33 protein-coding genes are annotated in these 23,816 nt (G+C 46.0%); 7 read left to right on the plus strand and 26 right to left on the minus strand.

Features of this window, described 5'->3' with window-relative positions; all coding sequences use genetic code 11:
• The 4 genes from JOC95_RS18490 to JOC95_RS21710 form a co-directional block, all read right to left on the minus strand.
• A partial coding sequence (locus JOC95_RS18490; RefSeq protein WP_419096269.1) for a hypothetical protein occupies positions 1-263 on the minus strand: 263 nt, incomplete at its 3' end.
• A 183-nt stretch (positions 264-446) separates the two neighbouring features.
• Positions 447-1,817, minus strand: coding sequence for a 23S rRNA (uracil(1939)-C(5))-methyltransferase RlmD (gene rlmD, locus JOC95_RS18495; RefSeq protein ID WP_204418944.1), 1,371 nt, complete (start codon positions 1,815-1,817; stop codon positions 447-449).
• A gap of 283 nt (positions 1,818-2,100) precedes the next feature.
• Positions 2,101-2,244 (minus strand): hypothetical protein, encoded by a 144-nt coding sequence (locus JOC95_RS18500; RefSeq protein ID WP_204418945.1) that lies wholly within the window; start codon positions 2,242-2,244, stop codon positions 2,101-2,103.
• A gap of 140 nt (positions 2,245-2,384) precedes the next feature.
• Positions 2,385-3,335 carry a hypothetical protein gene (locus JOC95_RS21710; RefSeq protein WP_419096270.1) on the minus strand — a complete coding sequence of 317 codons (951 nt, stop codon included), beginning with the start codon at positions 3,333-3,335 and terminating at the stop codon, positions 2,385-2,387.
• 303 nt (positions 3,336-3,638) lie between these two features.
• On the opposite strand from JOC95_RS21710, the gene JOC95_RS18510 reads away from it, so the two are divergent.
• A complete protein-coding gene (locus JOC95_RS18510) occupies positions 3,639-4,193 on the plus strand; it encodes a nitroreductase family protein (RefSeq protein ID WP_204418947.1) in 555 nt (184 codons plus the stop codon).
• 100 nt (positions 4,194-4,293) lie between these two features.
• On the opposite strand, the gene JOC95_RS18515 is transcribed toward JOC95_RS18510, so the two are convergent.
• The 3 genes from JOC95_RS18515 to JOC95_RS18525 form a co-directional block, all read right to left on the minus strand.
• A complete protein-coding gene (locus JOC95_RS18515) occupies positions 4,294-4,488 on the minus strand; it encodes a transcription initiation factor TFIIIB (RefSeq protein WP_204418949.1) in 195 nt (64 codons plus the stop codon).
• A 264-nt stretch (positions 4,489-4,752) separates the two neighbouring features.
• Positions 4,753-4,929 (minus strand): hypothetical protein, encoded by a 177-nt coding sequence (locus JOC95_RS18520; protein ID WP_204418951.1) that lies wholly within the window; start codon positions 4,927-4,929, stop codon positions 4,753-4,755.
• A gap of 17 nt (positions 4,930-4,946) precedes the next feature.
• Positions 4,947-5,144, minus strand: coding sequence for a hypothetical protein (locus JOC95_RS18525; protein ID WP_204418953.1), 198 nt, complete (start codon positions 5,142-5,144; stop codon positions 4,947-4,949).
• Positions 5,145-5,334: 190 nt separating this feature from the next.
• On the opposite strand from JOC95_RS18525, the gene ptsG reads away from it, so the two are divergent.
• The gene (gene ptsG, locus JOC95_RS18530) at positions 5,335-7,347 is read left to right on the plus strand and encodes a glucose-specific PTS transporter subunit IIBC (protein ID WP_239583011.1); all 2,013 of its coding nucleotides are present in this window, start codon (positions 5,335-5,337) and stop codon (positions 7,345-7,347) included.
• A 13-nt stretch (positions 7,348-7,360) separates the two neighbouring features.
• On the opposite strand, the gene JOC95_RS18535 is transcribed toward ptsG, so the two are convergent.
• Positions 7,361-7,555, minus strand: a complete 195-nt coding sequence (locus JOC95_RS18535; RefSeq protein ID WP_204418957.1) for a hypothetical protein — start codon at positions 7,553-7,555, stop codon at positions 7,361-7,363.
• Between the two features lie 96 nt (positions 7,556-7,651).
• Between JOC95_RS18535 and JOC95_RS18540 the strand changes: the two genes are divergently transcribed.
• The gene (locus JOC95_RS18540; RefSeq protein ID WP_204418959.1) at positions 7,652-8,101 is read left to right on the plus strand and encodes a hypothetical protein; all 450 of its coding nucleotides are present in this window, start codon (positions 7,652-7,654) and stop codon (positions 8,099-8,101) included.
• Between the two features lie 157 nt (positions 8,102-8,258).
• Here the strand turns inward: JOC95_RS18540 and JOC95_RS18545 are convergent, their stop codons facing one another.
• The 15 genes from JOC95_RS18545 to JOC95_RS18615 form a co-directional block, all read right to left on the minus strand.
• Entirely contained in the window at positions 8,259-8,441 is a 183-nt protein-coding gene (locus tag JOC95_RS18545) for a hypothetical protein (protein WP_204418961.1), read from the minus strand.
• Between the two features lie 112 nt (positions 8,442-8,553).
• A complete protein-coding gene (locus JOC95_RS18550) occupies positions 8,554-9,120 on the minus strand; it encodes a GNAT family N-acetyltransferase (RefSeq protein ID WP_338083121.1) in 567 nt (188 codons plus the stop codon).
• A gap of 193 nt (positions 9,121-9,313) precedes the next feature.
• Complete coding sequence (locus JOC95_RS18555) at positions 9,314-9,739, minus strand: membrane lipoprotein lipid attachment site-containing protein (RefSeq protein WP_204418962.1); 426 nt, start codon at positions 9,737-9,739, stop codon at positions 9,314-9,316.
• 65 nt (positions 9,740-9,804) lie between these two features.
• Positions 9,805-10,209, minus strand: coding sequence for a bis(5'-nucleosyl)-tetraphosphatase (locus JOC95_RS18560; protein ID WP_204418964.1), 405 nt, complete (start codon positions 10,207-10,209; stop codon positions 9,805-9,807).
• Between the two features lie 54 nt (positions 10,210-10,263).
• Complete coding sequence (gene aac(6'), locus JOC95_RS18565) at positions 10,264-10,698, minus strand: aminoglycoside 6'-N-acetyltransferase (protein WP_204418966.1); 435 nt, start codon at positions 10,696-10,698, stop codon at positions 10,264-10,266.
• Between the two features lie 23 nt (positions 10,699-10,721).
• The gene (locus JOC95_RS18570) at positions 10,722-11,753 is read right to left on the minus strand and encodes a S66 family peptidase (protein ID WP_204418968.1); all 1,032 of its coding nucleotides are present in this window, start codon (positions 11,751-11,753) and stop codon (positions 10,722-10,724) included.
• A 54-nt stretch (positions 11,754-11,807) separates the two neighbouring features.
• Positions 11,808-12,356: a short-chain dehydrogenase gene (locus JOC95_RS18575; RefSeq protein ID WP_338083122.1), complete on the minus strand. Its 549-nt coding sequence runs from the start codon at positions 12,354-12,356 to the stop codon at positions 11,808-11,810.
• Positions 12,353-12,916 (minus strand): GNAT family N-acetyltransferase, encoded by a 564-nt coding sequence (locus JOC95_RS18580; RefSeq protein ID WP_204418970.1) that lies wholly within the window; start codon positions 12,914-12,916, stop codon positions 12,353-12,355. Before JOC95_RS18580 ends, JOC95_RS18575 begins: the two co-directional genes overlap by 4 nt.
• Before the next feature lie 85 nt (positions 12,917-13,001).
• Positions 13,002-13,427, minus strand: coding sequence for an LptM family lipoprotein (locus JOC95_RS18585; protein ID WP_204418972.1), 426 nt, complete (start codon positions 13,425-13,427; stop codon positions 13,002-13,004).
• A 22-nt stretch (positions 13,428-13,449) separates the two neighbouring features.
• Positions 13,450-13,830, minus strand: coding sequence for a VOC family protein (locus tag JOC95_RS18590; RefSeq protein ID WP_204418974.1), 381 nt, complete (start codon positions 13,828-13,830; stop codon positions 13,450-13,452).
• Between the two features lie 468 nt (positions 13,831-14,298).
• On the minus strand, positions 14,299-14,607 hold the full coding sequence (locus JOC95_RS18595; RefSeq protein WP_204418977.1) for a DUF962 domain-containing protein: 309 nt from the start codon (positions 14,605-14,607) through the stop codon (positions 14,299-14,301).
• Positions 14,608-14,610: 3 nt separating this feature from the next.
• Positions 14,611-15,828, minus strand: coding sequence for an MFS transporter (locus JOC95_RS18600; protein WP_204418979.1), 1,218 nt, complete (start codon positions 15,826-15,828; stop codon positions 14,611-14,613).
• Complete coding sequence (locus JOC95_RS18605) at positions 15,829-16,374, minus strand: GNAT family N-acetyltransferase (RefSeq protein WP_338083123.1); 546 nt, start codon at positions 16,372-16,374, stop codon at positions 15,829-15,831.
• Positions 16,337-16,840: a YdbC family protein gene (locus JOC95_RS18610; RefSeq protein ID WP_204418982.1), complete on the minus strand. Its 504-nt coding sequence runs from the start codon at positions 16,838-16,840 to the stop codon at positions 16,337-16,339. Before JOC95_RS18610 ends, JOC95_RS18605 begins: the two co-directional genes overlap by 38 nt.
• 2 nt (positions 16,841-16,842) lie before the next feature.
• Positions 16,843-17,031 (minus strand): hypothetical protein, encoded by a 189-nt coding sequence (locus tag JOC95_RS18615; protein WP_204418984.1) that lies wholly within the window; start codon positions 17,029-17,031, stop codon positions 16,843-16,845.
• A gap of 103 nt (positions 17,032-17,134) precedes the next feature.
• Here JOC95_RS18615 and JOC95_RS18620 point away from each other — a divergent pair, with 103 nt between their 5' ends.
• From JOC95_RS18620 to JOC95_RS18630, 3 genes are read left to right on the plus strand one after another with little or no spacing between them, the layout of a single operon-like run.
• On the plus strand, positions 17,135-17,866 hold the full coding sequence (locus tag JOC95_RS18620; RefSeq protein WP_204418986.1) for a hypothetical protein: 732 nt from the start codon (positions 17,135-17,137) through the stop codon (positions 17,864-17,866).
• Between the two features lie 4 nt (positions 17,867-17,870).
• Positions 17,871-18,095, plus strand: a complete 225-nt coding sequence (locus JOC95_RS18625) for a hypothetical protein (RefSeq protein WP_204418988.1) — start codon at positions 17,871-17,873, stop codon at positions 18,093-18,095.
• Positions 18,095-18,481, plus strand: coding sequence for a YhfM domain-containing protein (locus tag JOC95_RS18630; RefSeq protein WP_204418990.1), 387 nt, complete (start codon positions 18,095-18,097; stop codon positions 18,479-18,481). The genes JOC95_RS18625 and JOC95_RS18630 overlap by 1 nt, the downstream gene beginning before the upstream one ends.
• Positions 18,482-18,499: 18 nt before the next feature.
• On the opposite strand, the gene JOC95_RS18635 is transcribed toward JOC95_RS18630, so the two are convergent.
• A complete protein-coding gene (locus JOC95_RS18635; RefSeq protein WP_204418992.1) occupies positions 18,500-19,390 on the minus strand; it encodes a LysR family transcriptional regulator in 891 nt (296 codons plus the stop codon).
• A 253-nt stretch (positions 19,391-19,643) separates the two neighbouring features.
• On the opposite strand from JOC95_RS18635, the gene JOC95_RS18640 reads away from it, so the two are divergent.
• Entirely contained in the window at positions 19,644-20,948 is a 1,305-nt protein-coding gene (locus JOC95_RS18640; RefSeq protein WP_204418994.1) for a uracil/xanthine transporter, read from the plus strand.
• 90 nt (positions 20,949-21,038) lie between these two features.
• Here JOC95_RS18640 and JOC95_RS18645 read toward each other — a convergent pair whose 3' ends face one another.
• The gene (locus JOC95_RS18645) at positions 21,039-23,006 is read right to left on the minus strand and encodes an ABC transporter permease (RefSeq protein WP_204418997.1); all 1,968 of its coding nucleotides are present in this window, start codon (positions 23,004-23,006) and stop codon (positions 21,039-21,041) included.
• Positions 22,996-23,766 carry an ABC transporter ATP-binding protein gene (locus JOC95_RS18650; RefSeq protein ID WP_204418999.1) on the minus strand — a complete coding sequence of 257 codons (771 nt, stop codon included), beginning with the start codon at positions 23,764-23,766 and terminating at the stop codon, positions 22,996-22,998. Before JOC95_RS18650 ends, JOC95_RS18645 begins: the two co-directional genes overlap by 11 nt.
• Positions 23,767-23,816: the final 50 nt, after the last annotated feature.

Genomic DNA, 23,816 nt, shown 5'->3' on the forward strand with positions numbered 1-23,816 from the left:
TCAGTCATGTCTGCCTTCATGACAACCATATCTGACTTCATCTCAGTCATGTCTGCCTTCATGACAACCATATCTGACTTCATCTCAGTCATGTCCAATTTCATTTCGTTCATCTCTACCCTTAAGCCACTTGTTTCCGATTTAAGGTCATTAATGTCTGCTCGCATACTTTTCGATTCTGTTTTTAGGTCATTGATGTCTCCTCTCATACCTTTCACTTCAGTACTGAGCCCAATGAGTAGCTCAAGTATTTGCTTTTCCACGTTATCACCTCCTCTTTCATTATAATGGATATGAGTGCGACAAGCATAGTTTTCACTAATAAAACTTTTGGCTATTATTGAGTCAAATTGAATTAGGGAACGTGTCCCCGTGGTCTAACAGTCAAAAAAATAAACACTACAACACCTTTCATTATTGCTCCGAAAGTCGTCGTAGTGTATCTATTAAATACGTTCAATCCTCGCCACAGCTTCACAATGTACCGTATGCGGAAACATATCCACCGGCTGCACTTCAACTGTCTTATATCCTCCCTCTTCAAGCACTCGCAGATCACGTGCAAGTGTTGCGGGATTACAGGATACATATACCACTCGCTTCGGTTTCATTTCGATGATGGTCTGCAGTAATGCTTCGTCACAGCCTTTTCTTGGTGGGTCGACCACGAGGACGTCGGCTGTGTTTCCTTGTTTGTACCATTTCGGGATGACGACTTCTGCTTCGCCGACTGCAAATTCTGCGTTATTGATCTCGTTCAGTTCCGCGTTTCGTTTGGCATCTTCGATGGCTTCAGGGACAATTTCGACTCCGAAGACTTTTCGGGCTTTTTTGGCAAGGAATAAGGAGATGGTTCCGATGCCACAGTAAGCGTCGATGACACTTTCCTCGCCTGTCAGCCCTGCATATTCGAGCGCCTTTTCATAAAGGACCTTCGTCTGTTCCGGGTTGACCTGGTAGAAGGATCTAGCAGAAATGGCGAACTTGATATCTCCGATAAAGTCGTAAATATACTCGTTGCCCCAAAGGACGCGGGTTTCGTCGCCAAAGATGACGTTGGTTTTCTTCGGGTTCACGTTTTGCACGACTGATTTCACTTCAGGCAATGCCGCGGCGATCTCTTCCACGATTGCTTTTCGGTTTGGGATGTCCGGGGTGCGGGTGATCAGCACGACCATCACTTCCCCAGTGACAAGGCCATAGCGCGCCATCACATGTCTTAGAGTTCCTTTGTGTGTTTTTTCATTGTAAGCCCGGACGCCATGCTTTTCACAAATTTCACGGACGGTTTGTACGACCGTGTCGTTGATTTCCTGCTGGATGAGGCATTCCTTCATGTCGATGATCTCGTGGCTGCGCTGCTGATAGAAGCCGGCGATCAGGCCGCCTTCGCGTTCGCCGATCGGAACCTGGGCTTTGTTGCGGTAGCGCCATGGATTGTGGTCCATGCCGAGTACGGGGTGAACCGGTATGTCCTTTAGGTGTCCTATGCGCTCAAGGACGTCCTGGACCTGCTTTCTTTTTGCGATAAGCTGACCCTCATAGCTCAGATGTTGAAGCTGGCAGCCGCCGCATTGCTTGTAGATCGGGCATGGGGCATCCACACGGTGCGCGCTTGGCTTTTTGATTTCCTCCAAGCGACCGAATGCATAGCCTTTCTTGACCTTGATGACTTTTACCTTTACTTCCTCATCCGGGAGGGCGTTCTGGATAAAAATCGGAAAGCCGTCTATTTTTGCTACTCCGGCACCGTCATGCGTCAAATCCTGGACAGTGACATCGTAGAATTCATTTTTTTGTACAGGTATATCTGTCATAGTTATTCTCTTCCTTCACGTTAACATGCTTTTCCGATTGTACCATATGAAGGGGTGCGGGGAAAGCAAGGGGACGGTTCTCTCATCGGAATGAATTGTATGATCTTAATATTAGAAGCTGCTCACTAAATCTGATTTAATTAATATAGTATGGATTCAAATTGTAGTAACTTACTCTCGAGGTATTTTTAGAAGTTAGTAGGAGTTTTAATAGTGGATTTGTTACGTTGGGATATTAATATACTAATTTACACATTTCAATAACATTTGCCAAATCTTAATATCAGATGTGATCTGCATATTTTTCATCATAATTGTTATTTTCCTCTTCAAATAGAAACTCGAAGGAAGGTCCAACAACAATGCCTTTCTTTAGTTCTTCATTTATCTCATCTTGCTCTTTGATTTTTTCCCGATTTCTAATCATATTTTAAATCACTCCTTTCAGATTAGTTCAATTTTAGCATACCGAGAATTGTTTTTCCAGAAAATACCCAGAGGCATCAGAAGACAAAGCAAGGGGACGGTTCTCTGCTTCGGAAGCAGAGAACCGTCCCCTTGCACTTTTTAATGAACCTTCAACAACTTAATCAACTCAATTATCTTTTCATTGTCACCCGGATCCACGTACACGAGCTCTGTGGTTTCGATGATTTCCTCTGTTAATTTCTGCATATAGTTTTCAGGCAGGTCATCAGGGACATTGGTTTCCCAGCGTAATGGTACGTTGTACACGTTAATCGTGCCATCTCCATTGCCGCTATAGGTGACCGATCCATCTACAAGACGGCTGCCTGCAAGCTGGATGACGTCCTCAGGATAGAGGGAGCTGGTGTCGTCATTCGGATTGATAGGCGTGCCTGCTGGAATTAGATGTGCATTCAATTCGTCGAGCTCTTGATTGGGACCAAGTTGAAGCCAGACGCGGGCATATTCGATCTGCTTAGCAGTATACCCGGACATATCCCCTTTATTGTCTGTCTTCAGGTCACTATTTTCAAAATCCTGTATCAGCAATACGGAGAACTCCCCATCGTAGGAGACCCAACTTACCGAATCGATATGGATATCCTTCTCGACCTGCGGCAATTCCTCCATGATCTTTTTCGCCGTCTCACTCAACGCTTCAATTTCTTCATATACTTTTACATGACCCTTCTTGAACTTCGCATCCATCTCGTCACTATATTCTTTCGTATCAGGAAGGATCTTGACTGTATAATCTGTCCGGCCAGTGTTCTCAGTTTCCCATTTTTCCGCCACATAATGGACGTTATCCATCGCGTATTTCTCATTCAAGTATTTTTCCATGTCAAAAGTAGGGGGACTAGTCTCTGTCTCATTTGACGGAGTGTCTTTCACCTCTTCTGACTCGGTTTCCTTTTTTGGTGGTTCCTTTTCTTTACTAACTTCCTGTTTATCCACGGAAGCCTGTCCACCGCTTTCCGTTGACTTGGAACAAGCACCAAACACGAGCAGGATTCCCGCCAGTAACATAATAAAAGCTATTTTTTTCAAACCTTCCACATCCTTTTATGCACTTCATTACTTTTCTAAAAATCCTTTTTTAAAAGTTAATTTCTATAATATTTTTCAATCACTTGGGCCACAACGACTCTTGGATTATTTAATCAAACGTTTGTTTAAAATATGCTATTTCAAAAGACCAAATCCAATTGTATGAATACTTCCTTCTTCCCCTCATAAACATGGATTTATATTGAAATATGTATTAAACTAACTAAGTGAGAATGATTATCAAATTCAAACGTGTGTATTTCACATTGACTTTATTAATACATTTGAAAAGGAGATTCTACGATGGAGCATGCAAAATCAAGATTAGCCGAGATCATTCGGGAACGCCGTTCGGTCAAGGCTGGTTACACCGATAAGGAAGTAACTCAGGAGACCGTTCTTACATTGTTGAATGATGCCATCTGGGCACCGAACCATGGATTGCGGGAGCCTTGGCGCTTTATTTTTGTCTCATCAGCCGAGAAGCAAGGCTTTGTGGAGGATCTCGTCAAAACGTTTCCTCCGGATATGCAGGAAAACCGACGTAATTACTTTAGCCAACCTGCAGCTTTCCTCATCGTCGTGATGGCGGAAGACCCGAGACAAAAACAATGGGAAGAGAATTTCGGTGCGGTCAGCTCGCTTATCCAAAACTTCCAGCTGCTTGCTTGGGAGCAAAAACTTGGCGTGGTCTGGAAAACAAACACTCAAATCTATGACCCAAAAGTGCGCGACCTATTAGGCGTCAAGCCTGGAGAGAAAATTGCCGGGTTCCTGCACATGGGTTATTTTGAGACAGTCCCCCCGCAGAGAACGCGAACACCAGCAGAAGCTAAGCTGACGGTCTATAAGAAGTAGCAGGAGCAGGTCCTCGGCCCGTTAAAGCGCTGAGGGCCTCTTCACTTGTTGGATAATCGAGCTAAAAGCACCTTTACTATCTGGAACTCTTCCGACTTTTCTAATATAGGGTATTTTTAAATTTTGCCGGCTTTTTCACATACCCTTCAATGATATAACCACATTCCGTGCAGATGATGTACTCGACCTCTGATCCCAAACTCATTTTATTTTTCGGGAACATCACTCCATATCCACTATGCTTCCCCACCCCCAATTCCTTCGCACCGCATTTCGGACATTCTGCTGCTTTCATATTTGGCCCCCTTTTGTCTCCCTACTTATTAGTACGAGTTTGACCGTCTATTTGTTTCACTTTTCGAAATATTTATTGCGAAAACCTTTTCTAGAAATCCTTTTTTAAAAGTTAATATTTCAAATTTTTTTCAATCCCTTGGGCCACAAGAGCTCGCGAATTTTTTAATCAAACGTTTGTTTAAAAAATGCTATGTCAGGAAAATCCGCAGGGCATTCCCCTCCATCAAAAAAGCGACCCTCTATGAAGAAGGTCGCGCCTTTGCTAGTCAGAATTCCGTACAACAAGATAGATGATGAAGCCGATCGGGCCGAGCAAAAAGACGACGAGGGCCCAGAGACACCCGATGTTCGATCCCCTTTTTTCTGAAGCGTCACTGTACACCCAGAACAGGGCGATGATGCCAATCGCAAACCAGAGTAAACCGAAGATTGCTTCCATGGTGCGTCACCCCTTATCTATTTGTTTCGTACAATCAAATAGGCGATCAAGCCGATCGGGCCGGCAGCAAATACGACAAGCGCCCAAAGGCAGCCGAGATTGGTGCCCTGTTTTTCCTTGGCATCGGAATAGACCCATATGACAGCGACAATGCTTAAGATCCAGATTAACAGGATGATGGTGCCGAATCCGACTCCAACAATTGATGCGTCCATTTTGTTTCCTCCATTCCGTAACATTTCTACTTTATTCTACGAGTATATGTACCGATAAGTTTCATTTTTCCAGTTTGTTTAAAATGTAGGTTTTAGGGGAAGTTAAAACCAATTTCAATTCTACATATTTAGGAGGGTCTTATACTTGAAACGAATATTCGGTGTCCTTCAAAAAGTCGGGAAAGCGTTGATGCTTCCGGTGGCGCTGTTGCCTGCTGCCGGTATCCTGCTTGCCCTTGGTAATGCCTTGAAAGAAGAAAATCTGATTGAGCTGATGCCGTTCCTCGCAGCGGACTGGGTGCAGATGGTTGCGTCAGTCATGGATGCTGCCGGTGGAATTGTGTTCAGTAACCTGCCTGTGCTTTTTGCCGTCGGTGTCGCTGTCGGACTTGCTGGCGGGGAAGGGGTTGCCGCGCTTGCTGCGATCATCGGCTACCTCATCATGAATGCGACGATGGGTGTTGTGCTCGGCGTCGAGGAAGGGATGCTCAAGGATCCGGCCTACGCCAATGTGCTTGGGGTCAATACGCTTCAGACCGGGGTGTTCGGCGGGGTTATCGTCGGGATACTCGGTGCCTTTATGTACAACAAATACTATAATATCGAATTGCCGTCGTATCTCGGATTCTTTGCCGGGAAGCGGTTCGTTCCGATTGCAACCGCTGCCTCTGCCGTTGTTCTCGGGATATTGATGACGTTCATCTGGCCACCGATCCAGGGCGGCTTAAATACCCTGTCAGAAAGCATGATCAACACGAACCTGACTTTGTCAGCCTTCATCTTCGGGGTCATTGAGCGTGCCTTGATCCCGTTTGGATTGCATCATATTTTCTACTCGCCGTTCTGGTTTGAGTTCGGGTCCTATACAAACGAAGCCGGCCAGGTTGTCCGCGGGGATCAGGCGATTTTCTTTGCCCAGCTGCGCGACGGCATTAAGCCGACTGCCGGGACATTCATGACAGGTAAATTCCCGTTCATGATGTTCGGTCTGCCTGCTGCAGCACTGGCGATCTATCACACGGCACGTCCTGAGAAGAAGAAGGTCGTCGGAGGGATCATGGCCTCTGCTGCTCTTACTTCCTTTTTAACAGGGATCACGGAGCCGATCGAGTTCTCGTTCCTGTTTGTCGCACCTGTACTGTTTGGGATCCATACGATATTTGCGGGACTATCGTTCATGGTTATGCATATGCTAGATGTAAAAATCGGGATGACGTTCTCCGGAGGGGTCATCGACTATCTCCTATTCGGGGTCGTGCCGAACCGGACAGCCTGGTGGCTCGTCATCCCGGTCGGTCTCTGCTTCTCTGTCATCTACTACTTCGGTTTCCGCTTTGCGATCCAGAAGTTCAATCTGCAGACTCCGGGTCGTGAGGATGTCGACGAAGAGGAGGACGGGACAAGCACTTCCACTGCCGGCGACCTGCCATTTGACGTGCTCGAGGCGATGGGCGGAAAAGAGAACATCGGCCATCTTGATGCATGTATCACGAGACTCCGTGTTCAGGTCAATGAAATCAGCCAGGTGGACAAGAATCGCTTGAAAAAGCTTGGTGCATCCGGTGTGCTCGAGGTCGGCAACAACATCCAGGCGATCTTTGGACCTAAATCGGACACGCTCAAATCACAAATCAAAGACATCATGGACGGCAAAACGCCGCGTCCTGTGAAAACCGTACCTGAAAAAGAAGTCGAACAGCAGATCGAGGAGGTCAACCCGGATGCCTTGCAGACTCACTCCGAATCGGAAGGCTTCCTCTGCCCGATCAAAGGTGAAATCAAGCCGCTCGATGAAGTACCAGATCAGGTCTTCTCAGGAAAAATGATGGGTGACGGCTTCGCGATTTTACCTACTGAAGGTGTCGTGGTCTCCCCTGTCGACGGCGAAATCGTCAACCTGTTCCCGACCAAGCATGCGATCGGTATCCAATCGGATGGCGGCCGCGAGATTCTGATTCATGTCGGTATCGATACCGTCAACCTGAAGGGACAGGGCTTTGAAGCGCTTGTCGCGCAGGGTGATAAGGTCACAAAAGGTCAGGAGCTGCTCCGCTTTGATATCGATTTCCTGAAGCAGAATGCGCCATCAATCATGACGCCGATCATTTTCACAAATCTGCATGATAATGAAAAAGTGAAGCTGAACAAGCATGGCGAAGTGGGGTTGAAGGAAGAGGATATTGTGGAGATTTCGAAAGGGTAAATTCAAACTCGCCTCATTCGGGGCGGGTTTTTCTTATATATTGAATGAATTTCACCGTGCTATACCAGATAACGATGCCAACCAAACTAATATTGTACTCATCACTATCGACAATAAAGATTTTCAAGAAATCTATATTGAATATGTAACCGATACACATATAGACAGCCAATACCACAAGCACGATGAGATATTCTGCCTTTTTCATGGCAATTCCCCCTTCAGTTCCATCTTCTGATACGCAACGGACTATCCTCCTTTTGCATACATTAAGGTAATACCTTCAAAAGGGAGTTGTGCCCCGATGACCACTAATAATAATGATTCCTTTGACTATCTGCTGCGGACGCAGTTCTCTTTTACGGCCGACGACCCGGCGCTGGCAAACTTGTTAAAAGGTATTGCCGATCAGAAAATAAACATCAACGCCTTCGCCCAGTTAAAGGGCAATGACACCAATTATGTCAGACTGGTGGTCGGTAGCAGTGAGGCTGAGGCTCCAATTGAGCTACAATCGGTTCGCCGCATCTTGCGCAGTTTGAAGATACGGTTCCAGGAAAAACAGGTGATCCAGATCATCCGCCTCCGTGCAGGTCGTGCCGGTCAGATTGACGACATCTATTCCGCACTCTGGTGCAAGGTGGAAGTACGGTCGATCTATATCGGCGAGAAAACTAATGTGTATGTAGATTCAACAGACCTCGACCAGGTAATCGCCATTCTATCCTCCGAAAACATCGAGCCCTGTTCCTGAACCTGCCAAGCTTTTATAGTCTTCGGCACCGAACTATAGGTCAACACCATCTACTTCAGCGAAGACAGCAACCTTTATTTAGATGCCTCCCATATCGGCCAGGCGATCAAAATCCTATTTAAGATCTACATTCTGTACAGTACAGAGAGCCCGCAAGCTACTTTCGAAAGATGGCCGGATTCTCGATGCGGGTCGATACCACCTCGCCGCAGCCCAGGCAGAATGTATAGATTTTCTCTGAGCTTTTGCCAAGCTTATTATTCAACGGTTTTACCCGCATATAATCTGTTCCTTCCGCAAATTCGGTGTGGCTGCATTTTGGGCATTTGGTTTGGGTCATGAGCGTTGTCCTCCTGTATATGTTTTACTGTAATACGTCATATTGGAAGTAAAGGTTTCGTATTATTAAAAAATGCACACACCAGCATTACCGGATGTGTGCATTCTTTGTTTTACTTCCCGTACATCTCTTCCCATTCCTCACGCAGCACGCCAAGCTTCACAGAATCATAATACTCGCCATTATAGGAACGCGCCTTACGGATGCGCGCCTCCTCCTGCATGCCAAGCTTCAATCCGACCTGGATCATCCGCATGTTCCCCGACCAGGTTGTATACCCGAGCCGCGGGATATCCGGGAACCTCCGGAACAGATGCGACGTCCAGATTTTGATTGCCTCTGTGCCAAACCCGCCGTTCCAGTGATCAGGCGAATAGATGGTGATGCCCATCTCCATCCAATTCGTCGGCTCATACTCCCAATAATAGAAGACACTGCCGATGATCTGATCTTCCGCCATGATGAGCCACTGAGTATCTAAGCCTTGCTCGATCCGCTCGAGCATCACAGACCGATACGGCTCATAATCAACCCGCTTCCACGGAAAATACGGCGCATCCCATTTCTTGAACTCCGGCATTTCTTCCCTGTAAATCAGATTCCATAGGATCGGGATATCCTTTATCTCAATAGGTTTAAGACTTATTTTGCTTCCTTTGATCATATTTGCGTTTACCACTGTTCTCCTCCGCTACATCGATATTTATGATGATATGTTCGTTAAGTACCATGTGTTTTTTCATCATGTTCATCGCCTCCTAGAAAATGTATACTTCTTCTTTTCGACTAAAATGACCATTCTCCTTCTAAAGTTGTTGAGGATTTGGGATGGAGGAGCTGATTGACACTTGTTTAGGTATAATCTAGACCCACTACTCCCCGCTCAACAGATACTCCCGCATCTCCTTCGTCACCTTAGCAGATGTCTCATACACGCCGTCGCCCTCTATGTACATAAAGTAACTCTTTTCGCCTTCTTTTCCGAGCCAGAGGTGGATCGCATGGGTCGGCAGCCTGGCAGCGTCTTCCGCCTTGTATTCTACCATCACATCATAGTCGGGATTGTCCAGAGCTTCCCCGCCGCTCTGCAGCCTCGCATTGGTGATTGCCCGCTCCCAGAACTTAAGCTCTTTTTCCTTGTTGAAGGAATGGAGAATCTCCTGGTTCATGTCGCCACGTCCCTGGGATTCCGATACATTCACCGTCTCGACGGATTCATCTAATAGACTCATTGTTTCATAGGATTGGCAGCCTGAAAGGATCAGCAGAAGTATTGCCCCTACTAGGAATCGTTTCATTTTTCTTTCACGTCCGTTCTTTCTAATTGCTTGAACTTACCTTTAATGTGGGGAAGCATTTCTAATTACTGTTTTAAAAACTCATGGGCTTGTTTTAGAATCTGCTTTTGACTGTCATACACAAGCAATTTAAATGCATCTGGAAACGCAGCCCATCTATACATCTCGATTTCACTTTCTTGTATCGTTACAGAGGTACTATTGGGTCTTCCTAAAAATAAGATAACTTCTTTTTTAACAGTTTCAGAAATCTTATATTCCATACTTATCTTAAAATCCTCTAGGATCACAACATCCAGACCTGTCTCTTCCTTCACTTCTCTTCTTGCTGCATCGATCTCAGTTTCGTCCTCTTCCATGTGTCCTTTCGGGAACCCCCAGTGACCATTAGCTCTACTTTTTACAAGTAGATACCGAATGTCTGGTTTGCCTTGATATATGATCACGCCACATGACGTTTCTTTTTGCATGGTTCTATAACCACCTCTCAAGCAAAGTGCCCGCAAACCGTATTAAAGAAAGCTTTATAAAACCTTCTTAAAACAAATTATACGATTCGCTTCACTGAATCCTAATTTAAGGTGCATGGCCAAGCTTTCTTCATTTTCTAATTCACAGTCACTGGCAAACTCGCTACACCCTTTTTCCTTAGCCCAATCCTCACAGGCTTGAACTAGTTGCTTGGCAATGCCCTGTCTACGGAAGGATTCTTTCACGTAAAGCCCTTCTAGATATCCAACCGGACTTGAACTTGTCCCTTCCACATAATCATATCGCAGTTGGCATTGTGCAAATCCGATTGCCTCATTATCGTGATAAGCCAGTATAACCTTTGCGTCAGGCTGAGAAATAAAATTCTTCATCTCTTGTACAAATTCCTCTAATGTGTGATCTGGCCAAAGCAGTAAAGCAAGCTGAGCAGCTTCTTTTACTTCCGATATTGTCGCTTCTTTTAGCATATAGATCCGCCCCTTGTTAATAGTTATTCCACTCCACTTTCTAAAATCGTGAAGGTCCCCTGATCACAATCGATTTCTGCCATTGCACCATATGGCAAAATGAATTTCGGTTCGGTATGACCGAAGTTCAAGTTATAAAGAATCGGCAAATCCCCCAGACCATATTCCTTCATTACTCTTTGTATCTCTACTTTATACTCGTCATAATACTTCTCGTCCTGTGGTTTACCAAAAATGATTCCATTCGCTTTCTGCAATATCCCTTGTGCAGCATAATTCCGCAACCAATATCTTATATACTCTGGTTGTGGCTTTTCTTCGGATGTTTCAAAGAAAAGTATGCTATTCTCCCAATATTCACTCTCCGGCCAAAGCTCTGTTCCTTTTGCAAGCTCAAGTACTTCTATGCAGCCGCCGATCAACTGTCCTTTTGCTACACCTGCGCCTTGTAGGACCTCGTAACCTGAGTTTTTCCTCATTGTCCGACGGCGGTCCTTATTCTCTTCTATCCATTCTAAACGTTCACTCGTCCATTCTTCAGCCGGTTGGATCTCCCCTATGATTTCATTGGAAAAGAGCGTTCGGTTCACCATTTCAATGGTGTACGGATCCATCTCCACGTTTTCAGCAAAATCGGTTAAAATGGCCGGACCATAAAAAGTTGAAATTCCTGCTTTCAGACAAAACAGATGTGAAATCGTCACATCGGAATAACCCATGAAAATTTTCGGATTATCACGTATCACATCAAAATCCATATAGGGAAGCAGGCGGATACTATCATCCCCGCCGATATTTGTAATGATCCCCTTTATACGCTCATCTTTAAATGCAGCCACCAAATCCTCCGCACGCGCCTGCGGATTCTCATAAACATAGTCTCCACCCTTCAAACTATTCGGCATCGGGATTACCTTAAGACAGAAAACCTCTTCTAATCTCTTTACACCCTGCTCATATCGCCATCTTAATTCTGGCTCACCTGCACCTCCCCAGGAAGGGCTTACTGTTGCAACAATATCTCCTGGCTGCAATTTTTTTGGTTTGATAAACATTTGATTTCCACCTTTCATTAGACGTTTTCCCAATGGCTCAAGCAGTGCCTTGGTTCACCATTGCGGACGTTTCCCCCACGGTTTCAGTACCCCTACTACACTTACTTCCGGCCTTGAAGAAATCGCATTGGTTACTCCCCTAGCTATTTCATCATTTCTTAGCCAGCGTGAACCTGCACCTTCTAGTACAAATCCTAGCTGAACCTGATGATAGCTACATCCAAGGGGCGTTTTTGCCGCAGCTTTTATCTCTTCCAAGTCCGAACTGCTCCCGAGTATATGAAACAGCGACCAGTCCCCACTGTTTTTACCGACCGCTGAAATCACATGCCCCAAGGCCCGCGGAGCAACAGAATGTATCCACGCGACAACTAGCTCGACCGGTCCATTTTTCTCGATAGCACGTTCCAACGTTGCAGGAAACTCTTTATCATCCTTGTAATCTACCAAAACCGGATTAATCTGCTCGCTCCTTGCAGTCAGCTCCTCCATCCTCCTGGCATCACGCCCCACAACAGATACCAGGTATCCTTCACCTGCAAGCCACAAGGACACTTCCGCTAGCATTCCCGACCCGCCAATCACCAAAGCATGCTTCTTCACTCTCTCACCTTCGAAAACACGCAAGTATCCCTTAGCTCTCCATCCGCTCCACGATCATCGTTCCGAAGGACACCCTCAAGCGTATAGCCCAAGCGCTCAGCAACCGCACGGCTTTTCACGTTCTTTGGGTCGCAGCGGATTTCCACCCGGTTGGCAGCAAGCTCCTCAAAAGCAAATCTAGTAATCCCTTCGACCGCCTCCGTCATATAGCCTTTTCCGCTCTGCCTTGTATCGATCCAGTAGCCGATCTCAAACTTCGGTACATCCCAATTTATGCGGTGAAGACCCGAGGATGCAATGAACTCTCCAGTTTCTTTATCAAAAACTAGTAATCTCAGATCCTCTCTTTTCAAAAACTTCATATGACTCTCACGAAGGTTGGTCTCTACCCCATCAAGCGTCTGTTCGAATCGGGCAAACGGCAGCCACGGCTTCAGTTCTTCTAGCGAGGCTACAACCGCTTCATAGACAGCAGGTCCATCCCCCGGCATCGGCATTCTGATCAATAGTCTGTCTGTTGTGAATTCTGATGGAAACTCTTTTAATATCGGATTTGTCATCTTGTGCTTCTCCCTTTTTAAAAAGGCTCCCCCCTATCGGAATAGAGTGAAGCCATTATATAGAATATTTTAGTTTTTTATCTTGTTAGATTTTCTCCATATAAGTCCCGTCTTCATAGACCATATAGACACCAACCGTGCCCGAACCGCCGTTCTTCTGCAACTCCTTGGATACTAGTTTGATTGTATAAAAGCTACCGGAATCATCCTTCTCCAACGTGCCGCCCATATCATCAAAGACAATATCCCCGTTGTCCTCAAGCTCAAGTACATGCTTCAGATACTCGATGGCATCGGCGCTTGAGACGATGCTTACACTGCCTTCGGTTGTTTTGGTTTTTGTGTCTTTTTCTTCTGTGCCAACATCTTCCGACCCTTCATGTTCTGAGTTGTCAGTGGCAGTCGAGTTCTCTTTTTGACCAGCATTCCCATTTGTCTCATTGGTTTCCCCACAAGCTGCCAAACCACTCACCAACATCAACAAACATACCCAAGTGAAGAATTTTTTCATGATTCCTCCCCCTTGTTAAAAATCACTGTTCTTCATTGAATTCAATGAGATTCCGGTCCGGATCCATGCAGAAAATCTGTTTGAAGCCGCTCTTGCTGTCCGGCTTGGCTTTGACCTCGAGCCCCTGTTCCCTCAAATACTTCAAAGTCTCTTCATAGCTTTTCACACGAATCGCAAAATGCCCGTCCCGGCTGTCGAGCTTATCGCTTGTCCGCAATGTTTCCGCTCCGCTGTTCTGAATCAGATGCAGCTGCGCAGTCCCTACCTGATACCACGCACCCGGAAAATCAAAATCCGGTCGCTCAATCTCCGCAAACCCGAGCACCGACCCGTAAAAGTGCTTGGATTTCTCGATATCTGTAACACTTAAGCTGACATGATGAAAATCTTCCAGTTGAATCACAAGACCACTCCTTTTTTAATGTTGTGGACAATTATAGCATTTTTCCAGAATTTACTTAACCCGTGGAAGACATTTACCCAAGTAGTAAGTTTGAGACCACCATACACAAGTTATGATTCCCTCTCTCGGGTGGATTTCATTGAGTGAAGGTATCATTCGGGGGTTTTGATTCCCTCTCTCCCATGGATTCCAACGAGCGAAGGTATCATTCTAGCGTTTTGATTCCCTCTCACGCATGAATTCCAACGAGTGAAGGCATCATTCTAGCGTTTTGATTCCCTCTCTCCCATGAATTCCAACGAGTGAAGGTATCATTCTAGCTTTTTGATTCCCTCTCACGCATGAATTTCAACGAGCGAAGGTATCATTCTAGCTTTTTGATTCCCTCTCTCCCATGGATTCCTACGAGTGGAGGTATCATTCACAAGCTTTGCCCCCCTCACCCGCATTCATTGAAGAATCCATCCCCTACTTCGGCAATACCCGCCGCCCCGTCACCAGCTCAAAGCTCCGCAGAAAGAACCACGTAAACCCCGCATAAAATCCAAGCCAAGGCCGCTTAAAGGATGCCGGCTTGTTACCTTCAAAGTAGAAATGACCGATCCATGAAAAAAGATAATGCAGCAACGCCAACACTATTGTCACGTATAGGTTGAAAAATAAGAAAATCCACGCCAGGAAGGCAAACAGGAAAGCGAAGTAATGTAGAACCTGATTCCACTTATTGCTATGTGCACGTTGATAATGCACTAAGTCACTCCTAATTTTTTCTCTCATTCACTATGCCTCCAATTTTCCCTCGCTAAAATGAACCTGCTTGGAAGGAAGTAGCACGGTAATAAATAGCACCGCAGCCAAGACGACTCCTACTGAACAAAACGCGATGCACGCAGTCTGGATCGTGAACCAGTCTGCCGCGACTCCGAGGATCAAGGTCAACACAATCTGGACGATCGCCTGCAGCATTTCGGCGATGCTCCCGAATCTCCCCATGATTTCCACCGGTACGCTTTGCTGGAAAAAGGTCGCATAGCCAGTATTCGCAAATGCCATGAAAAATCCGAGGAACACGAAGGAAAGTGTGGCCGTCCAAAAACCGATTGAAGAATAGAACAACAGATAGCCTAGACTTGTCAGCAGCATCCCGCCACCGATATAAAAACGAAGTGAGACCCGATTTGCCACGATGGCGGCCACTCCTGCACCTCCAAGCGCCCCAAGACCGGTAAGACTGACAATCCAGCCATATTCCTGATCTGTCAGCAACAGATGCTGCTTGATGAACGTCACCTCTTGTGAATCCAGCGCAAAACCGGTCAGCATCGCCCCTTGGAACAAAAGATAGACGGTCATGAAGAAAGTGGCACCCACCGCAAATTGCCTCACGATCCGCCAATCTCCAACAAGCATGCTCCAGGTGATCGGATCGCGCTTTTCTTTTACAAAATCATCGACATCCGGCAATAGGTAGATGAAGAACGCACATACCAGGAAGGTCGCGGCGTTGATGAAAATACAGAGCTCTGTCCCGACAAGCATGATGAGAACCCCTGTAAGCGCTGGGCCCAACAGGAAGGCACCAGAGCTTGTCATGCTCATCAAGGAATTGAATCGCTTCCGGTCTGATGCGGGAATCAATTTCGTTATGTATACAGAAGAACTTGGGCCGAAAAACGCGCCGACAATATTGATCAGCAAAAGTAGGAAGTAGATGACCCACAAGGACCCGATGAAAGGGATCAAAAAGACGAGCAGCCCGCGGATTACATCCACCCCTATCATCAGCTTCCGTTTATTCGTGCGGTCGATGACACTGCCAGACCACGTATTTGTAATAAGAATCGCAATCGGCCGGATGACATAAAGCCCGGCAACCGCAGCCGCCGAACCGGTCAGATCCAGTATCGATAGATTGATAGCGATGAGGTAGATCCAGTTCCCGAGATAAGAGACACCGATGCCCGCAAGCAGTAGAAAAGGATATTTCCAGTTTTTCATCTACTCACCCGCTTTGGCTTTTTCGTAGTCTTCCCTCAAAAGTCCATAATAAGTAAGGTCGATATATCGTCCAAAGCGCTTCGCATGCTGTCTCCAGGTTCCTTCATGCGTCATACCGAGCTTCTCCATGATGCGCCAAGATCCTGGATTATCGCTGTATGCCCCTGCAAAAATCTTGTTCAGCTTGAGTTCCTCAAAGCCATATTCCGTCACCGCCTGAGCAGCCTCTGTTCCAAAGCCCTTGCCCCAATACGGTCGGCCGACCCAATAACCAAGCTCGCCGCGCTCATAGGCCGGAGTCAGATTGATATTGATCAGTCCTATCAAGCTATCACTCTCTTTTTCCACCATCGCGAATAGTACAAGCGTTTCTTTCTTACTGAACACTTCAACAAATTCCTTACCTCCGCCTTCCTGGTAAGGATGAGGGACATTCAGCGTAGTTTTTGCAAGCTCATAATCGCTTGCCAGCTCCTCGATCCGTTCTGCATCATCGATATGTACCGGCCTAAGAATAAGCCGTTCGGTCTTTAGTGTTGTCAACATTCATTCTCTCCTTTTTCATTACTTTCCATGTCGGCTCCAGCTCTATGAAGCTTGCATCTTTCTTTTCAGAAAAAGAAACCTGAAGAAACTCACCTTTAGCATTGAAAAATGTAGCAACATCCCCCTGCCCCGATTCACTCAAAAACAGGCGGTCAGTCGAAGCAGCCCTGTCTAACCACCCACACTTCCCATGTTCCCCTTCGTACAGCGTGACCGAAATGGATCGATACGTTTTCCCTTGATTATTCTCAAGAAAAATGGTGTCATGAATATGCTCCATAAAATGCTGATAGGACTGGCTGCTCTCCCAAAAACCGAGAATCACCGCTTCCCCCTTTTCGCTCCAGCCTCCAAGCTGCCCTAGAAACCCTTCCATATCTGCAAGCGGGCTCCATTGTTCCTGGGCTCTTGAAAAATCCACACGACGCTCTTCCTTTACCTGACACTTGATGTATTTGATCAGCATGGCTACTCCACCTTAATAATGTTCGGTTCATCCTTCACAAACGGACCGATTCCGTAAAAAATTCCCAAACCCAACGCAATAACGATTATAATGGAAATAACAATTATTTCTAATTGGCTCTTACTATCCTTGGCCTTCACCTTCTCACGATACTTCACCTGAACACGTTTCTTCTTGTCATCTAGTTTCATCGTGACCCCTTCCAGTAGTAAATAATTGAATTTTTAAAAATATAACACAATAGATTGGTAATTTCACTAGGAATTGTAAATTATTTCGTGGGGGAGTTTTAAAATGGAAAATTTTAATTGGTCGCTGTTCGGCACGATTATCCTTGTTATCACAGTAACCTGGTTTGGCTCTCACCATCTCACACCCTCAGGCGATAAATATGCAGGGATGTCCATCGTCCCAGAGCATCACGAAGATATTCCTTTTTACAATGGCTTGAAATTTAAGGATCAACGGTATGTCACTAAAGGTGATCAGTGGCAGGATATTTATCAATATTATTTAAATGAGCTACCAGAATCGGGGTGGAAAGCGGAATTTATCTACTCTGCCCTTGATGACGATACTTCGGAAAATGATTGGAGCGGCTTTTATTCAAATTGGACGAAGGAAGGGTTCGATGGTGTGCTCAGGATCTCGGCCAGCTACAATCAAGTAGCCGAACAAACAGAGGTTACGTTTGATAAAACCCCGATTCTCACTGCGACAAAATGGATAGAGGATACACCGGATCAGCGGGTCTGCATCTATCAGGATCCCGAAGATCAAGGTTGTACAGAAATTACCGACGAGCCTACGATTATGTCTATCGTGCAATTTATCAATGAGTCATTCGATTGGGACGGAAAAGCTATGCCACGTATTAAAACAAGTTTGATAGAAATCGGTAATACTACCGTCACCGTATTTTATGAAAAGGATCAAGAAATATATTTTCAGTCAGATAAAGGGATAAAAAGGATGAAACCAGACCCCGACTTTTTTGAACTTACTGACTTAGATATAGGAGAATGAACCCATGAAAATCAAAATATTCATCCTTACATTTATCATCATCTATTTACTGCTCAGCCTCCCAATCATGTTCGGCTTCGGCTGGTCCGTCGATTGGGTGCAGGGCGCGACGTTCTTTCAGAAAATGAAGGTTCATGTGGTGGAAGGGCTCTTTAGTTATTGGATCCCGAAAATCCTGATTGCCGGAGTGGCAGGTATCCTGATATCTATTAAAGCGGGGGGAAAATAATGAAAAAGACAATTACAGTCCTATTTTTACTATTCATCATCGCCGGATGCAGCAAATCCATTTTCCCATCCGACCTTAAACAGGTGGATGTCTTTGAAATGGCCTCCTTTTCGGAAACTGTGGATGAATCATTGCGTACTTTTACTAATGAAGATGATATCGGAGTATTCACCAATGCTTTTGAAACTGCAAAAAAGGAGCAAGGCATAGCTGACATGGCTGATCCGCAATATAAAGTAATACTCGGTGACAAAACATATTTTATGTGGCTTCCGGAAGAGGCTGGCGACATGAAAGGCTCTATCATGGATGTCACTGATACTCATACCCTCTATGTTCTTTCCAGACCATCCACTGATGAGCTTGTAGGGGTGTTAAAAAAGTAGATTGATGTTTCGAACTAATCAAAGGGAGTTAAATTCCCCAGCCCCCACACTCCCCCGATACATATCCAAAAACCGCTCCGCCACATTAGACAGATAATATTTCTTCATCCAGGCAATTCCATATTGCGATACAAGGTCGGCGTCCTCCAACGAATAGGAATGGACATCGGCCTTTTCGAAGATGTGCATCGCATTTTCCGGTACCATGGTTGCGCCGAATCCTTGCTGAACCAGCCTTGAAAGCAGGCTCAGATCCGAGCACCCACAGACAATATTGGGAGTCAGTCCCTGCTTGGCAAAGGCTTGAACGGTGAAGTCATGGAGGCCCTGTCCCTTTGTGCTTGGCAAAATAAGCGGCACCTGAGAAATGGTCGAGAGCGTTACTTCAGCGGTCCAAGGCTCCCTGTTTACAAAATAGAATGGTTCGTTTTTTAGCATGATGCTTGAGAACTCCTCGGAATCCACTGGAAAACGGATAATGGCGATGTCGATTACCCTTTCTCTCAAAAGCTGAAATAATTGCACGGATTCATTTTGATGGATTTCATAAGTGACTGCGGGGTACTGCTCCCGGAATTCAAAAAGAAGCTGTGGCAGTGATGTTTCAGACAGTGTGTTCACACCGAATTTCAGCGCTCCCTTCAGCCCCTGTCCCACTTCTTTCACTTCCTCCATGCCCTCTTCCATCAGCTTGGTGATCTGGACGGCATGATGGTATAACCGCTCCCCAGCTTCTGTGAGATGGAGCTTTTTGCCTTCTCGGTAGACAAGTGCAACACCAAGATTCTCCTCCATCTGCTTCAGCTGCTGACTCAACGGCGGCTGGGACATATGCAGCTTTCTGGCTGCCTGTGATATGTTTTTTTCTTCTGCAATAATCGTAAAATAGCGTAACTGCCGGATATCCATTACTTTCCCCCTCATCTATACGTTTTACATATGATTCCTAAACAAAACAAATATCATACATATAGTTGTACATATGGTACCATATATTAGGGGAAAGGCAGGATGAATATATGCGAACAATTCTATTTCTTTTGATAATGATCATTATTTTAATGCTTGTGAATATATGGGGTTCCAAAGGTACGGAAAAACGGGTGGTCCCATTACATAATATTGAGGTTTTTGCGGAAAAGGATATAAGAGGAGTCTTACAATGAAAAATCTGCTATCATCTTTTACAGTCTTTTCATCCATACAATGGCTGTTTTTCATTTTCGCCAACACTGTAGTCGTTCCTCTTTCGATTGGGGCGGCTTTTGACGTTTCACCGGAAGTGAGCAGAATGATGCTGAGTGCGTCGCTCTTGTTCACAGGCCTTGCGTGCATTTTCCAAGGCTTGCTGGGCCATCGCTATCCACTGTTGGAAGGTCACTCCGGCCTATTATGGGGCGTAATGCTGAATCTAGGACTGACCGCTTCATCACTCGGGATGAGCTTTACCGAAATCGGTGGTGGCCTTGCAACCGGCCTTCTGCTTGCAGGCGCTGTCACGATGCTGATGGCCCTATTCGGCTGGACCACCATCCTTCCAAAAATATTTACCCCGATGGTAATGACAGTCTATCTATTCCTGCTGACATTTCAGCTCATGATGGTGTTCTTTCAAGGAATGCTCGGAATAACGGACGACGGCACCATGAACGTAGGAGTCAGTCTGCTATCCCTGTTCCTTGTCATCTTTGTCAGTGTACTGAAAATAAAGGCACCAAAAGCGATCGGGAATTTTGCGATACTTATTGGAATTGTTGTGGGGTGGATTCTTTATGTGGTTCTATTCCCTGAAAGCGGACAGGAAGCCCCGGCCGCAGCCTTTTCATTCGAATTATTTCCGCTTGGTGCACCAAACCTGGAATATGGCATCATCGCCGTTGCATTCTTCGCAGGTGTGCTGAATCTGAGCAATACGATTGCTAGCGTTCAGGCGGCAGCTGAGCTATATCGGGAAAAAGCAAAGCCTGGCCAGTTCCGGAACTCGTTCTTTTTTACAGGATTGTTTTCGATGGTTGCATCCTTGTTCGGTCTCGTGCCGTACACGCCGTTCACTTCCACCATCGGATTTTTACAGAGTACACGCATTTTGGATAAGCGGCCGTTCTTTATAGGTGGGATGTTACTTGCTGTGATCGGTCTACTGCCGCCATTGACCTCATTCCTTGTGACGATGCCGATGACAGTCGGAAATGCGGTACTGTTTGTGGCGTACCTGCAGCTATTCGGCACTGCATATGGAAGCCTGCGTGGTGCGGCTTTCAATTCGGATACGATCTTCCGCCTTGCAGCACCTGTCTTGTTGGGAGTCTGCTTGATGAATACGTCACCGGCCGTATTTGGACCGCTGCCCGTATTACTGCAGCCGTTTTTGACAAACGGATTGATCATGGGGGTTTTACTATCCATCGTGTTGGAAAAAGTCACGAACTGGGGACAGTTTGAGGATAAGGAAGTTAGGAGAGCTTGAGAAATGTTTGTTTCTCAGGCTTTTTTTTGTCCCTCTACTGGATGCGCCATCAACAAACATAGCCGTCCGATATTTCAGGACGGCTTTCTTTTAATTCAACTCCAACTGCCTCATCATCTTCCTCTTCGCATAAAAATAATAACCTGTCTGAATCATGAGATAGATCCCCGCAATCGTAAGGAAATGAAGGAAAAAGCTTGGGTTCTGCATGATTCCCCCTGCATCCTTGGCAAAGACAACGATGTAATGGAAGGCTATCGCCGTGCCGAGCAGCGGGGCAAAGAAGAACAACACCTTCAGTTCACCCGCGATGAGACGCTGGATTTCCTTTTTCGTAATGCCGATTTTGTACAACTTGCGGTATTTCTCTTTATCCTGCTCGATGTTGGAAAAGACGTTCAGATACAGCAGGATGAACGAGCCGAAAAAGAAAAGCACGCTGATAAAGGTGGAGACGAAGAACATGATTCCGCCTGAGTTTCGTTGGTAATTGTAATCAGCGATTTTGGATGAAGGCGCGAGCAACTCCTCTTCAGTGAGATAGGAGAAGTGCTCATTTAGGAACGGTGGTGTTGTCTGGTTGTTTTCCATCAGTTTTTGCTCAAGCTCCTCCACATCATCCTCTGACTTCTTCCAGTCTTCCACGTTCACAAGGTGGATGCTGTTCTCCCCCTTGGATAAACGTTCCCTCAGCTTCTCATATTCCGAATCATCGACAACGAGATATTCCGTGTATACATAGTTCATGTAGTTAATGTGTTTTTTCACAATCGATTCCTTAAAGTCCATTCTGATGTTCCCTTCATCAAGGGTTAAGCCATTTTCGTAAATGGTATCCCCTCCGGCATATTCCGGCTCCTGATTATGAAAATAAAGGTATTCCCCCTCTCGGACTTCCTTGGACGACCCTGTCAGCCGTTGAAAATCAGACAAGGGCACGAAGGTATAGCGATTGATCAGATCCTCCCAGTACGGATCCTCTTCATAGTAATCGAAAAGCTGGAGAGTCAGATGTTCTTTTATCGGATTAGCATCAAAAATGGCTTCAAGCTCCTTCTCCGAAATGTTGTTTTTCGTTTCCGTTTCTACATACGCAATGTCATATGGGTGATTTTCGACCACCTGCTTTTCTGTACCCGAGTAGATGAACAGGAGTAGGGTCGTGTAGAAAATCGTCACCATCCCCATGACCGTCACGAGCATCAGGATCGCTGTGAGCTGCTTGAATTTATACTCAAGACTCGTCAGGAATAACAGCTTCCTATAATAGAAGGGTTTATGTTTCTTTGCCATCTCGATAAGGAAGCTCATCGATTGCGAGAGTGCGATATAGAGGCCAAACAAGAGTGCGATCGTCCATATCAGGAGAACCATTCCATCGCCACCTGGGTTCGACTCGTTCAGATAGTTGAAATAGAGCATCAATGCGGAAAGACTGACAAGCGCGACCCCGAATCCACCGAGCAACGGGCTTCGCAGCTTGAGCTTATCGGAAACACGGTCGCTCTTCAGGCTATCTGTCAGCGATCGGAACAGCGTAAGGTAAAGCGTGATTCCAACAGATATGAAAAAAACGATCATGAATGCCGCGATGGAATATCCGAACATCTCGGATGAAAGATGAAACGGTACCTGCCCCATCCCGGCACTGTTCATCAAAACAAGGAAGAATAACCTTGAAAAGACCGCCCCGGCCAACAGCCCGCTTGCGATGGAAGCTGCCGCGATCACGCCATTTTCGACGAGCAGGAGCCTCACGATATCACGGTTGGACATGCCGAGGGTCATCAGCAATCCGAACTCTTTGCGTCGTCTTCTCGTAAAGATCCTGTGGGCATAGTTGATGAAAAACACCGTAAAAACGACAAGTGCCACTCCAGGAATGGCAAGTGCGTCCTGGATCGATTCCAGCTCCTTGACCTCCACTATCCTTTTGTTAAAATAAACCGTTGCATACATGAAAAAGAACATGACAGCAAAGCTATTGCACAAATAATAGAAAATATATTTTCCCTTATTCCGCTTTGCCATCTTCCAGACAAGCTGATTAAAGGTCATGGCTTCTGCCTCCAAGCACGGCAAGGTTATCCATGATCTGGTCCAAAAATTCTTTTCTGTCGCCCTTTCTTACGATATAGGAATCGATCCGGCCATCTTTAATGAATACCACCTTGCGACAATAGCTCGCCGCAAACACATCATGGGTGACCACCAAAACCGTCGTATGCAGTTCCTCCACTATTTTTTCAAAGCACTCCATGATGACCGAGGAGGATTTGGAATCGAGATTGCCGGTGGGCTCATCGGCGAAAATGATGCCAGGGTCGTTCACAAGTGCCCGGCTGACCGCTGTGCGCTGCTGCTGACCGCCGGATATTTTGAAAGGATATTTACTCAGAATGGTATTGATCCCGAATAGGTGAGCGAGCTCATTCACTTTTTTCTCCATGTCGGTAGCCGTTTTTTTCTCCAGCACCATCGGAACCATGATGTTCTCCCTCACCGTCAGGCTGTCGAGCAGATTGAATTCCTGAAAAACAAATCCCAGACTCTTGCGGCGGAACAGTGCCAATTCATCTCCGCTCATCGAACTGATCACGCGGCCCTTGATCTCTATCTCGCCTGAAGTCGGCTTATCGATGCCGCTCAAGCATTGGAGCAGTGTCGTCTTCCCGCTTCCCGACGGCCCCATGATCGCGATGAACTCACCTTTATTTATCGAGAGGTCCACCCCATCTATTGCCTTAGTGGAGCCTTCGCCAGTGGATTCCCCGTATATTTTAACTAGCTTGCTAGCTTTTAAAATCGGTTCTGTCATTACTATGTCCCCCTCTGCTTTCTATTTTCATCCTACTAGGTTTATCGGCT

Origin of the sequence: Sutcliffiella tianshenii, from assembly GCF_016908565.1 — a bacterium.
GTDB classification, from domain to species: domain Bacteria; phylum Bacillota; class Bacilli; order Bacillales; family Bacillaceae_I; genus Sutcliffiella_A; species Sutcliffiella_A tianshenii.